General features: G+C 73.8%; 8 protein-coding genes and 1 pseudogene. 2 read left to right on the top strand and 7 right to left on the bottom strand.

Annotation, left to right across the window (positions count from 1 at the left end):
• Positions 1-361 (top strand): annotated as a pseudogene (locus tag Srubr_RS13295) (3-dehydroquinate synthase II); the annotation flags it as partial.
• A 53-nt stretch (positions 362-414) separates the two neighbouring features.
• Here Srubr_RS13295 and Srubr_RS13290 read toward each other — a convergent pair.
• A complete protein-coding gene (locus tag Srubr_RS13290; RefSeq protein ID WP_229927028.1) occupies positions 415-1254 on the bottom strand; it encodes a helix-turn-helix transcriptional regulator in 840 nt (279 codons plus the stop codon).
• 268 nt (positions 1255-1522) lie between these two features.
• On the opposite strand from Srubr_RS13290, the gene Srubr_RS13285 reads away from it, so the two are divergent.
• Positions 1523-2752: an MFS transporter gene (locus Srubr_RS13285; RefSeq protein ID WP_189999931.1), complete on the top strand. Its 1230-nt coding sequence runs from the start codon at positions 1523-1525 to the stop codon at positions 2750-2752.
• A gap of 304 nt (positions 2753-3056) precedes the next feature.
• Here the strand turns inward: Srubr_RS13285 and Srubr_RS13280 are convergent, their stop codons facing one another.
• The 6 genes from Srubr_RS13280 to Srubr_RS13255 form a co-directional block, all read right to left on the bottom strand.
• Positions 3057-4490: an MFS transporter gene (locus Srubr_RS13280; protein WP_189999930.1), complete on the bottom strand. Its 1434-nt coding sequence runs from the start codon at positions 4488-4490 to the stop codon at positions 3057-3059.
• 51 nt (positions 4491-4541) lie between these two features.
• A complete protein-coding gene (locus tag Srubr_RS13275; protein ID WP_189999929.1) occupies positions 4542-5309 on the bottom strand; it encodes a TauD/TfdA family dioxygenase in 768 nt (255 codons plus the stop codon).
• A 44-nt stretch (positions 5310-5353) separates the two neighbouring features.
• Positions 5354-6487 carry an acyl-CoA dehydrogenase family protein gene (locus tag Srubr_RS13270; protein WP_189999928.1) on the bottom strand — a complete coding sequence of 378 codons (1134 nt, stop codon included), beginning with the start codon at positions 6485-6487 and terminating at the stop codon, positions 5354-5356.
• A 7-nt stretch (positions 6488-6494) separates the two neighbouring features.
• Positions 6495-6743, bottom strand: a complete 249-nt coding sequence (locus Srubr_RS13265) for an acyl carrier protein (RefSeq protein WP_189999927.1) — start codon at positions 6741-6743, stop codon at positions 6495-6497.
• Complete coding sequence (locus tag Srubr_RS13260; RefSeq protein ID WP_189999926.1) at positions 6740-10543, bottom strand: non-ribosomal peptide synthetase; 3804 nt, start codon at positions 10541-10543, stop codon at positions 6740-6742. The genes Srubr_RS13265 and Srubr_RS13260 overlap by 4 nt, the downstream gene beginning before the upstream one ends.
• The coding region (locus tag Srubr_RS13255) for an AMP-binding protein (RefSeq protein ID WP_203855003.1) at positions 10536-13032 on the bottom strand (2497 nt) is incomplete at its 5' end. The genes Srubr_RS13260 and Srubr_RS13255, both read right to left, overlap by 8 nt.

The raw sequence follows: 13032 nt of genomic DNA, 5'->3' as shown, positions 1-13032 counted from the left end.
TGAACGCCGCCGCGCTGCACTCCTACAGCCTCACGCCGAACAACCGCAACCCGCTACCTGGCCGAACTGCGTTCCGGTTCCGAGCTGCTGGCCGTGGACACCGACGGCAGGACGCGGCGGGTCGTGGTCGGCCGGATCAAGATGGAGAGCCGCCCGATGCTGCTGATCGAGGCGGAGTCCGCCCTCCGGCGGCAAGGTGAACGTGATCGCCCAGGACGACTGGCACGTGCGGGTACTCGGCCCCGGCGGCAGCGTCCACAACATCACCGAACTCAAGCCCGGCGACGTCATCCTCGGCTACGCGCTCACCGACCAGCGCCATGTCGGCTGCCCCATCCGGGAGTTCCAGCAGGAGCAGTGAGCCAGGACCGCCCGTCGGCCCCGTGTCACGGCCTCGGCGGACCGGGCCTCGCCTCAACCGAGTCGCGCGAGCGCGTCCTTCGTCGCCTCGTCGGCCGGGAAACGGGCCAGCAGGTGCACGCGCGGGTCGTCCGCGGCGATCAGCTTCGACTGGCGCAGGGTGAGCCGGCCCACCCTCGGGTGCGCGAAGTCCTTGTACACGGTCCGGTAGTCGGCGACGTCGTGCCGCTGCCAGAAACGGGCGAAGTCGGGTGTGTGGGCCAGCAGATCGGCCACCACCTCCGCGTAGCGGGGGTCCGCGGGCTCCTCGTCGGCGCGCATCCGGAACTGGGCGAGCACCTGCGTGGCCTGGGCCTCCCAGTCCGTCATCAGGGAACGCGCGGGCCGCCAGCCGAAAATGACCCACAGCATGTTGCGGCGCTCGGCCGGCAGCGCGCCGAAGTCCGTGAAGAGCGCCGCCTCCGCCCGGTTCCAGGCCACCACGTCCCAGTGGTGGTCCAGCAGCATCGCCGGATTGGGCTGCAGGGCGTCCAGCAGGGCTTGGAGCTGCTCGTTGCGGCCAGGGCAGCCGCGCACCTCGCCGAGATCCGGGGGCAGTTCGTTGCTGAGCCGGTACAGGTGCCGGATCTCCGGCGCGGAGAGCCTCAAGGCCCGCGCGAGCGAGGCGAGCACCTGACGCGAGACCTTGATGTCCCGGCCCTGCTCCAGCCACGTGTACCAGCTCAGGCTCACCCCGGACAGCGAGGCCACCTCCTCGCGGCGCAACCCGGGGGTACGGCGGCGCGAGAAGTCGGAGATTCCCACGTCCTCGGGAGACAACCGCTCGCGCCGCGACCTCACGAACGCCCCGAGCGTACGGCGGCCGGTGTCACCCAGATCCCTCATGGCTGCCATCGGCCCAGGCTAGCAGCGCGTACCGGCCGTTCCCCCGGGGCGCCCCCGGTCCGCGCGGCGGGCGTCCGGGCCGGGAGCCCCGCGGCGCACGCCCGGGCCGCCGGCACCTGCGGCCCGGCACGTTCAAGTGTTCCGCGCCAGGCGGTTGAACGGCCGCGCCGGTGCCGCGCACGCGAGGCTGTGAGTATTTGTCTCCTGGCTGCCCGCCCGCCGACGGCGCACGATCGGGACCGTAAAACCTTTGCGCCTCTCGTGGAAAGGCCCTGCCGTGTCCCAAGACGTACAGCCCGAGACGACCGGGTCCGCCCTCCCGCCGAGCGCGCCGGCCGACTCGCCCCCGGCGCCGCAGACCGCGGCGCGGGTGCCGCCCGCGCTCGCCGTGGCCTGTTTCCTCAGCAACTTCGACCGCTTCGCGATCACCCCCCTGCTGATGGCCATCGCCACCGGATTCCACGTCCGGCTCGGCCAGGTCGTGCTGGTCGCGAGCGGCTACTTCTTCGCGTACGGGTGCGCCCAGCCGGTGTGGGGCATGCTGTCCGACCGCTACGGGCGCATGCGGGTCATCCGCTTCACCCTGTGCGCCGCGGCGGTGTGCGGACTGGTGTCCGCGGCCGCACCCGACCTGACCACGCTCGTGATCCTGCGGATCGCCACCGGGGCGTTCTTCGGGGCGGTCGTCCCCGCCTCCCTGACGTACGTGGGCGACACCGTCCCCGCGGCCGTACGCCAGCGGGCCCTGTCGGATCTGCAGCTGGCCCTCGCCATCGGCACCGCGGCCGCCACCCTGGTCGCCGGCGCAGCAGCAGCCCTGTTCAGCTGGCGGGTGATGCTGGCGCTGTCCGCCGTGCTGGCCGCGGTCACGGTCGCCGGCATGCGCGGACTGTCCGAGTCCCGTGCCGACACCACCCTGCGCCGGCCGTCCGAACAACTCGCCTCGGTGCTGCGGCGGCGCTGGTCCTGGCTGGTCATGGCCTTCGGCCTGGTCGAGGGCGCGGTACTGCTGGGCTGCTTCACCTTCCTGGCCCCGGCCCTCGAGGACGGGGGGATCGGTGCCCTGGGCGCGGGCGGTGTGACCGCCCTGTACGGCGCGGGCACCCTGGGCTTCTCGCGGCTGCTGAAGCGGGTGGCGATGCGCCCGGCGTGGTCGCTGCTGGCCGCCGGCGGCGTGATGATGGCGGGCGGCTTCCTGGTCGCCGCCGCCGGCCCGAACGTGTGGGGGATCGGCGCCGCCGCGATCCTGCTGGGCGGCGGCTGGTCGTTCTTCCACTCCTCGTTGCAGAACTGGGCCACCACGCTGGTGCCCGAGGCCCGCGGCACGGCCGTCGCGCTGTTCGTGGCCTCCCTGTTCGTCGGCAGCGCGATCGGCTCGGGCCTCGGCGGCACGCTCGCCCAGCACGGCCACTACCAGCAGCTGTTCCTCCTCGCGGCGGCCACCGCCGTACCCCTGACCGTGTGCGCCGCCTGGCTGCGCACCCGCTACACGCCTACCGGCTCCTGACCCGGGCCGGCCGCGGCCCCGCGGACTCCAGGGCACCGTCCTTTCCCCGGGGACGGTGCCCTGGTCACCCCGGGCGACGAGCGGACCCGTGTACGACCCAGCGGCAGCCCGGGCCCACCGCGCTGATCTGCGGACCGGCGGCGAACCAGAGCGGGAAGAGACCGACGACGCGGCCGGGCTGCGGCGGCGTATCGGCCGCGTGCCCGATCAGTACGCGGGTTCCGCCCCGGACGCCCGCGGCAGCCCGGGGGTCTCCAGCGGCTCGCACCACAGGCCGTACACACCCGGCGCGAACGGCCCCGTGCTACCCGCTCTGCGCGGCTTTCGCGGAACGGAAGGCGAACGTCCCCAGCAACGCCAGCGCGGCCATGACGGCGGCGGCGGCGAACGCGGCGGTGATACCGCTGTTCAAGGCCTCCTTCGGCGCGTCGGCGTGGCCCCGGACGGACGACCCGAGGAGCGTGGTCAGGATCGCCAGGCCCAGCGTGACCCCGGTCTGCTGAATGGTCTGGAGCGCCCCCCCGGCGGCACCGGCCACCCCGGACGGCACGTTCGCCATGATGATCACGCTGAGCGGCATCAGCCCCAGCCCGGTGCCGCAGCCGATCAGCACACTCGCGGCGAACACCAAAGGGAAGTAACCGGTACCGGGCGTCAGCCGCGTCAGCAGGACCAGCCCGGCCACCAGCAGCACGCAGCCGGTCATGGTCACCGCCTTCGGCCCGAACCGCCGCAGCAGCCGCGGCACCAGCCGGATCATCGCGAACATCAGGACGGCCGTCGGAAGGAACGCCAAACCGGTCGACAGCGGACCCATGCCGCGCACGTCCTGCAGATACAGGGACAGGAAGAAGAACATCGACATGCTCGCCATGTAGCCGACGAACACATTGGTGTACGCGACCGCGCGGTTGCGGTCGGCGAACAGCACCGGCGGCAGCAGCGGCTGCGCCGCCCGCCGCTCCAGGAGGAGGAAGACCACGATCAGCGCGGCGCCCGCGAGGAGCGCGAGGCCGCTGGCCACATCACCCCACCCGTGCGTCGCGGACCGGATGAAGCCGAACACCAGGGCGGCGACACCGCCCGTCGCGGTCAGCGCGCCCGGCAGGTCCAGCCGGGCCTCCCGCCTGGGCGTGACCGGCAGGTACCGCCCGGCCAGCACGATGGCCGGCACACCCAGCGGAACATTGATGAACAGCACCGCCCGCCAGCCGAGCCACTGGGCCAGCACACCACCGAGGATCAGACCGACCGCGAACCCGACACTGGCCATCCCCGAGTACAGCGCCAGCGCGCGCACCCGGGCCTTCGGCTCGGTGAAGACGGTGTGCAGCAACGCCAGCGCGTTCGGTCCGGCCATGGCGGCACCCGCCCCCTGCACCACCCGGGCGGCCAGCAGCCAGGCGGCCGACTGCGCCAGACCCCCCGCCAGCGACGCCGCGGTGAACAGGACGACGCCCGCGACGAACATCCGCCGCCGGCCGAACAGATCACCCGCCCGGCCGCTGACCAGCAGCAGCCCGCCGAACGTCAGGGTGTACGCGTCCAGGACCCACGGCAGACCGGTGGCCGTGAAGTCCAGGTCGGCCCGGATCCGGGGCAGCACGACGTTCATGACCGTGACATCGAGGATGATCAGCAACTGGCAGCTGAGCAGGATGGCCAGCACGGCGTGAGGACGCAGGGGACGGCTGCCTTTGCCGGCCCGGCTGCCCGGGAGCGCTGTGACGTCAGACATGGGGACTCCGTGAAGGGGGGAAGGAACCGGCGGCCGGACACACCCGGCACATCAACCGACCGAGATGCGGCGCAGCTTTCGCGGAGCGTCGACGCAGTAGGCGGCACGCCCGTGCACGACCCGCTGGTTGTCCATGACCAGGACCTGGCCGACCCGCCACCGGTGGGCGTACATCACCTCCGGAACCGTCAACCACCGGTCCACCAGGGCGAAGAGCTCCAGGCTCTGCTCCTTGGTGCGGCCCACCACGGCCGCCCCGTAGTTGCGCTCCGGATCCTCGGGATAGTCCAGCCCGATCTGCAGCGTGTCCCCGCCGGTCACCGGGTCCACCTGCACCGGCGCCACGACCGGGTTGCCGCCGGGCCGCTCCACGTAGAAGCCCGAGACCCTGGACCAGTACTCGATCCGGATGCCGCGCAGGGTCTCCACCAGCTCGGCGGGAGCCGTCGCGAAGAACGCGCTGCTGCCGGCGATCAGCGTCTCACCGCCCTCGTCCGGGGCCTCCAGGCACTCCAGCCCGATGTAGCGGACCGGGTGTGCGTTCAGGATCGCGTCGACGTGCATCGGTATGGCACCGGTCCGGAACTGCGAGTTGTCGGTCCCCGGCCGCTGCTCCTGGACGAGCTGGGTGCCGAACCGGTACGACACCGCCGTGCCGAGCGGCGCCATGATGTCCTCCAGGGACAGCCCGTCCGGGCCGTCGGGTTCCAGGACGACGAAGCCGTGACGCCGCAGCTTCTCCAGATACGGTGAGGGCGCGCTGCGGCCGCAGCGCGCGTCGGCGGCCGAGCGCCGCATGTCGGTGGTCGTGAGGTCCATGGTCCTGTCTCCTCGCAGGTCGGTGACGGGGCGCCGGGCGCGGCTCAGCCGGCGCCGATCAGCTCCGCCCGGGCGTAGCCGGCCGCGGCCGTGCCGAACTGGAGCGTCGCGTGGGAGCTCGCGGTGTGCAGGTCGCGCCACAACCGCTGCAGGACCGAACCGGTGCTGTGTCCGGCGGTGCCGGAGGCCCGCATGAGGCGGTCCACCGCGCGCACCAGCAGCTCGGCGGCGAGGGCACAGTCCCGCTGGTGGCGCGCCACGTCCGAGCGGGTCACGGCCGGCGCGGTGTCGACGACCCGCGCGACGCGGTCGAGGAGCAGTTCGGCCGCGTCGATCTCGCCGGAGCTGCGCGCGAACACATCCGCGAGGTGGGCGACCACCGGGTCGTACACATCCGCCCGCCCCCGCAGTTTCGCGCCGGTCAGCCGCCGCCAGTACCGCAGCGCGCCGTGGGCGGCGCCGAGCATCGGCAGGCAGAACAGGAAGGTGTTCACGGCCGGCAGCGGTACCGGCCGGCCGTCCGGCCCCGGCCGCGGGGCGTCCGTCTCGGTGAGGAGGCCGGCGGGGAAGGTCATCGGGTCCGGGACGAAGACCTGCTCGGCGACCACCGTGTGGCTGCCGGTGGCCTGCATCCCGACGTCGTCCCAGGTCCGTTCGACGAGGACCGAGGCGCGCGGCACCAGGCAGACCCGCTGCCCGGGACCGCCCTCCCCCCGCACGGCGGCGACCAGGAGGATCCAGTCGGCCCGCTCCGAGGAGGACACCGCCGGCCAGGCCCCGGACAGCAGCCAGCCGCCCGCCACCGCGGTGGCGGTGCCCCGGGGCGTCACGCCGCCGGCGATGAGCACGTCGGGCCCGCCCGCCCACAGCTGCCGCTGCCCGGCCGGCGGCAGGTGGTTCGCCGCGCGGGTCATCAGCCCGGCCACCACCGCGCACCAGGCCGTCGCCGGGCACTCCGCGCCGATGACCACGGCCGCCTGCTTCAGTTCCGCGAACGTCCCGCCGGAGCCGCCGAGCGATGCCGGCACGAAATGACGGGCGGCACCGGCGGCGACGAGCGCTGCGATGACATCGGCGTCGGGCGTGCGGGCGGCCTCCGCCTTCCCGGCCCGCCGCCCCGCCAGTTCGGCGATGCCCCGGGCCTGCTCCACCAGCGTCGAGAATCCGGTCGCCGTCACGCCGGCCTCACCTCCCGACCGCGTGCCGCGAGAGGATCTCCGCGGCCAGCCGCGCGACGGTCACCGGCTCGCCGAAGATCCTGGCGACGGCGAACTCCACATCGAACTCCTCCTCCAGGACGGACAGCAGCCGGACCATGACCAGCGAGCCGACCCCCGCGCCGATGAGGTCCGCCTCGTACTCGTCGGGCCCGATCCCGTAGCCCTGCCGACGCAGCTGTTCGACGATCGCGTCGATCACCTCTGGTTCGCTCACTGCCATCCGCCTTCGATCTCGTCCTGTACGTGCCGCAGGTTCTGCGCCGCGAACACGTCGAAGTGCCCACCGCTCAGCGCGACGGTGCGCACCGCCGGCGCCCATTCCCGCCAGGCGTCCGGGTCCGGTTCGGCCGGCCCGTCACTCGCGCGGAACTGGACGACCGGTACCCCTACCGGGGCCGGCCGCCAGTCGCGCAGCAGCAGCTTGTTCTGCCGGTACACCTCGAACCTCCGGCGCAGCACCGGGTCGGTGTGCACGTCCTGCTCCGAGACCACGACACCGCCCGCCTGCCGGATGTCGTCGACGAACCCGGACACCATCGCCGCGTCGAAGTCCTCGCAGTGGCGTGCCGCCGCCGACACCGGGGTGTCGAGCACGACGACCCGGCTGACCGGGTACGCCGCCGCCCGCGCCGCCTCCACGGCGAGCGCGCCGCCGAACGACCAGCCGACCAGGACGCACGGCACCTTTGGGCCGTCGAACCGCCCCGCCAGGTGGCGCAGGCACAGGTCCGCCGCGAAGGCCATGCCGGCATCCGCGGAGACGGGCGTATCGAAAGGCCGGTCGAAGCCGAGCACATGGACGTCGAGGTCGCCCGGCAGGTTCCGGATCAGCCCGGCGTAGCAGGCGACACCTCCGCCGACGGGCGGGAAGAAGACCACCCTGCCGCGCGGATTCGCCACCGCTCGCGGGGCGAAGCTCCACACCGCCTCGCTCCGCGGCCCGCGTCCGGCCGCGCACAGCCGCGCCAGCCCGGCCACCGTCGGATCGGCGAGGAACTGCCCGAACGCGATGTCGTACCCGAACCTGCTGCGCACCAGCGACAGCAGCCGGATCGAGTCGAGGGAGCTGCCACCGGCCTCGAAGAACCCTTCCGTTCCCGGCGCCCGGCCGAGGATCTCGGTCCAGCAGGCCGCCACCTCCTGGGCGTGCGGCCCCCGGGCCGGACCGGCGGCCCCGGCCGGCGCCGCAGGCGGCGTCGCAGGCGGCGTCGCCGCCGTGCGCAGCCGGCGGTGGTCGACCTTGCCGTTGGCGGTCAGCGGGATCTCGTCGAGGTCGACGAGCGCGTACGGGACCATGTACGACGGCAGTTCCTCGCGCAGAGCGGCGATGCTGCGCTCACGCCAGTCGGCGGGGGCGCCGGCGGCGAGCGTGACATAGGCGAGGACACCGCCGCCGTCCGGCGGGACGCACGCGGCGCTCCGGCGCACGTGGTCCATGGCGTTCAGCAGTGACTCGATCTCGCCCAGCTCGACCCGGTAGCCGTTGACCTTGACCTGGCTGTCGATGCGGCCCAGCAGCTCGACGACACCGTCCGGGCCGCGGCGCCCGCGGTCGCCGGTACGGTAGATCCAGCCGTGCTCCGGGTCGTCGAAGAACGCCTCCGCGGTCCGCTCCGGATCGTTCAGGTACCCGTGCGCGACACCGCGGCCCGCGATGTGGATCTCACCGATGTGCCAGTCCCGGCACACACCGCCCCGCTCGTCCAGCACCAGGATGTCCTGCCCGGCCAGCGGCCTGCCGTACGGGATCGACCGGCCGGTGCGGTCGGCCGGCGTGATCCGGTGGTAGATCGACCAGATCGACCCCTCGGTCGCGCCGCCCAGACTGATCACCTCCGCCCCGGCCGACAGCCGCTCCAGCGCGGCGGGCAGGTCCAGCGGGATCCAGTCCCCGCTGAGCATGTAGGAGCGGATCGACGGAAGGGCACCGCCCTCCTCCGCGAGCAGCGCGGCCAGCGCCGGCGCCGAGTTCCAGACGGTCACCGAGTGCTCGGTGACCATCCTCGTCCACACCGACGGGGTACGGGCGGTGTCCTCCGGCAGCATGACCACCGCGGCGCCCACGAGCAGCGGCCCGAAGATGTCGTACACCGACAGGTCGAAGCCGATCGAGGACACCGACAGCACGCTGTCGGCGGGCCCCAGCTTGATCAGGGCGTTGATCTCGTCGATGGTGTTCAGCACCGCGTCGTGCCCGATGACCACGCCCTTCGGCTCGCCCGTCGACCCGGACGTGAAAATCACGTAGGCGGTGTCGGGCGCGCCGCGGTCCGGCAGCCGGCGCTCCCTGGGGGCCTTCGCCGGCACGGCCACCGTCCGCACCCCGCGCCGCCGCCACGCGTCGGCGGCGTGCCCTGCGTCCCCGGTCACCGCGAAACCCAGCCGGGCCTGACGGGTGATCCGGTCGAGCCGGCCCGGGGGCAGTCCCCAGTCCAGCGGGACGTACACACAGCCGGCGAGCAACGCGCCGAGGATCGCCACGACCTGGCCGCGACCGCGCGGCAGGTGGACCGCGACGTGGTCGCCGACGGCGGCACCGGCGGCCACCAGGCGCCGCGCGACCTCGGCGGCGGCGTCGGCCAGAGCCGCGTAGGTCAGCACCCCCTCCTCGTCCCGGACCGCCGGCGCGTCGGGCGTCTGCCCGACGGTCGCCAGCACCCGCTGCTGCAACGTCGCCCGCCGGCCCTCCACGGGGCGGACCCGGGCGGCGGCCGGCCGGGCACGCCCGGCCGGCACGGTCCAGTCGGCCCCGTCGGCCGCCAGCCGCTCGACCTCACGGGCGTACTGCTCGACGAAGTCGTCGGGGAAGCCTTCGTCGAAGGCGTCGGTGCGCCAGTCGAAACCCAGACGGACGGTGCCGTCGCGGTCCACGACGACCTGATGGTCCAACAGGACCTGCGGCACGCGCAGTTGCGCGGCATCCCAGTCCCGCCGCAGACCGAGCGCCGCCTCCCGCGGCGTGTCGACCTCGGTCGCGGTGAACGCGAACGGGTACAGCAGCCGGCGCCGGTCGGCGGCCGGACCGGCCAGACGGGTGATCTCGGGCCCGCTGAGCGAGGAACGCAGCGACAGTTCCAGCACGCGGCCCTGCACCTCCCGCGCGAGCGAGACGAAGTCGCGCCCCTCGGCCGCCGGCATCGCCACCGGGAAGGAGGCGCCGTGGTTGCCCAGCCGGCCGTGACCGGCCTGCGGGTCCTGCTGCGAACGCACCAGGGTGAGGGTGTGCGGCCGGCCGCCGCCGACGGCGCCCAACAGCATCCCGTACACCGTCAGCAGCACCATCGGAACGGTCAGGCCGTGCCGCTTGGCCTGCTCGGTGATCGTCTCCGCGGTAGGCCGCTCCAGGTGCAGCATCCGGTGCGCCACGCACCGGCCCGCGTGCCGCCAGTCCGGCCGCAGCGGCGCCTCGGCGGCCTCCGGCAGCGCCGGCGCCACCTCACGCCAGTACCGTTCGTCGCGCTCCCGCCGCCGCGCCGACGGCGGCACCGGCCCGGGGCCGGCGACCGCGGCACCGGCGTCGTCCACCAGCCCCTCCAGGAACCGGGCGAGGGACGCGGCGTCCATCAGCCACAGCGAGTAGACGAGGTGGATCCGCGCCCGCCGCGCCGAGCGCACCACCGTGACCCGCACCTGGGGCCACCCGTCGAAGGCGAACGCATCCGCGCAGAACTCCTCGCGGACCCCGCGGTCGACGGTGTCGAAAGCGGCTTCGGACGCGTCCACCACGGTGACCGGGACGACCGCGTCCTCGGCGACCGGCGTCAGCTCGAGACCGTCCCCGACCCGGATGCGCAGGACCGGGTTCTCCCGGACCAGCCGGTCCAGACGCCGTTGGACGCCGTCCACGGCCGACACCCGCATCTCGCAGGCGACGTAGTAGCGGGCCGGGCCGCGCAGCTCGAGCCCGTCCTGATCGCCGACCAGGTAGGCGCGCTGCAACGGGCCGAACGCGTGATCCGGCACCTGGGGCGGGTGCGCGGCCGGCACCGCCGTCCTCTCGGCGCGTTCAGTCACGGGACGCCTCCCCGCCCGTACACAGGACCCGCACCAGCCCGCGGTGCACGCGCCCGATCACACCGTCGCCGGCGATTCCCCTGCGGTAGTAGTACGTCATGACCATCTCGGGCCCGGACATCTGTAACTCCCCCTGCAACTGGTAGCGCAGCGCACGGCCGAGCGCCCTCGGACGCCAGTCCCCGAGGTCGCGGGCACGCAGATCCCGCGGCATCGGCCGCTGGTTGAACAGGACCGTGGACAGCGGAAAACGGTCGGTGCCGCCCAGCCCCAGCTCGGCGACCCGCTGATCGAACTCCCAGTCCCCGTACCGCGTACCGTCGGCCAGCTGACGCGCCATGGTGCCGACGTTGTCCCGCAGCGACGGTACGCCCGGACCCCGCACGATCAGGCTCGTGGTGAAGTTCCCGACGACGGCGGCATCGCTCTCGCCGCGGTTCTGGCTCATCACGATGACGGGCGGCCGGTCCAGACCGAAGACCGCGGCGACCGCCCGCTCGAAACCGGCCAGCACGACGGCGAACGCGGAGACGCCCCACTCCTGGGCGGCCGCGTGCACCTGACGCGTGCACACGACGCCCAGGGGCAGCGACAGCAGCTCACCCTGCGCCCCGTCGGACCCGCCGGCTTCGGGCAGTTCCACCTGCGTGACGCCGTCCAGCAGTTTCCGCCAGTACACAGCGGCCTCGCCCGGCTCCTCCTTGCGGGCGGTCGCGAGACAGAACGCCCGGTAGCCGCCGTCGTCCCCGTCCGCGACGGGCTCCAGCCCGCGGCCGGACAGCACCGCCCGCAGCTCCTGGGCCAGCACGTCCAGGCCCAGCCCGTCCACGAACAAATGGTGCGCGACCAGGACGACCGAACCGCCGTTGCTCCCCCGGACGAGCGCGACCCTGATCGGCGGCGCCACCTCGGGGTCGATCAGCTCGGACACCAGCGCCGCACGGACGGCCTGCACACGCCCGCGGAAGGCCGGCGCCTCCGTCTCCGCATCGGTGTCCACGACCCGGACCGCACACGACAGGTCCGCCGGCGCCGTCCAGGTCTGCTGCTTCCAGTCGGCGGTCAGCGCCAGCCCCAGCACGTCGTGCCGGTCGAACAGCGGCCGCAGCGCCTCGGCGAGCGCCGCCCCGGACAGCCGCCGTGCGACAGGGATCTCCCGGGAGATATTGCACCAGTTGGCGTTGCCGTCCGACATACAGATCCACAGGTAGGCCAGCTGGCGGGAGGACAGCGGGTAGCGGTCCGCCGCCGGCCTCACGGCCCGACGGCCAGGCCCGGCCCCGACGGAGCCGGCCGGACGGCGCCTGCGCTCGATCTCCCGGGCCAGGGACGGCACATCGCGCAGCCGGAAGGCCTCCGCGACGGTCAGCCGCACCCCGTGGACGCGGTGCACGGCCGACATGGCCGCGAGCATCTCCAACGACGAGACACCGGCGTCCACCAGGCCCGGGGTGGCCTCGTCGGTGCCGAGCAGGGCGTGCAACTGCCGCTCGACCTCATGCCCGGCGGGACCCTCGGACGCCGCGACGGCGACCCGGTCCAGGGACGCCAGCAGCGCCCGCCGGTCCACCTTGCCGCTACGCAGCATCGGCAGGTCCCCCCGTACGTGCAGGGTGAACCGCGGCAGGCCCCGGCGGCGGCCCAGGTCGTGGACGGCGGCCCGCAGCGTCTCCTCGGCGGGGGCCTCACCCGCCACCGTCGCGACGAACAGATGCGGGCCCCCGTGGTCGACGGCCACGCACTGCCGCACCCCGGGCAGCGCCTCGATGTCGTCGATCAGGGGCTGGAAAGAGACCCGTCGGCCACCGAACTTCAGGTCGTTGCCGCTGCGGCCCACGATCACCAGAGCGCCGTCACCGGCCCGCCGGCCGAGGTCGCCGGTCGGCAACGGGACAGGGAACGGCTCCGTCCGGTGCCGGTCGCCGGTGCCGGCCCGCAGCAGCCCCAGCGCCGGCGCCGCCGACGTCACGAGCACCTCGCCGACCCCGGTCTCGTCGACATCGCGCAGGGCCACCTCGACGCCGGGACGCGGCACCCCCACGGGTATCGACCGGGCGTCGCCGCCGTCGAGACGCTGGACGTCGCGCCGGAACAGCTGGGCGAGCGTCGCCTCGGTCTGGCCGTACAGGTTCACGATCTCCGCGCCGGGCGCGACGGCGGCCCACTGCTCGACCACCCGCCGGCCGAGCACCTCCCCGGCGAAGAAGACCAGCCGCAGCCCTGGCAGTCCGGCCGCCGCCAGCCGCGGCTCCCCGGCCAGCCGGGCCGCGACGGACGGGACGAGGAACACCGCCGTCGGGTCGCTGTCCACCAGGTGGCCGGCCAGCGCCGCGAGGTCGAGCTGCGCGTCGACGGGCGGCAGCGACAGCACACCGCCGGCGCCGAGCACACCGAGCAGTTCCCGCAGCGAAGGGTCGAAGTTCACCCGGGTGACCGCGGCGACCCGGTCCGACGCGGCGAGCCGGAACTCACCGCGGAACCAGTCCAAA

Origin of the sequence: Streptomyces rubradiris (genome assembly GCF_016860525.1) — a bacterium.
GTDB lineage: Bacteria > Actinomycetota > Actinomycetes > Streptomycetales > Streptomycetaceae > Streptomyces > Streptomyces rubradiris.
The sequence above is the reverse complement of the archived record's forward strand: the minus strand, read 5'-3'. Positions and strand labels throughout refer to the sequence as shown.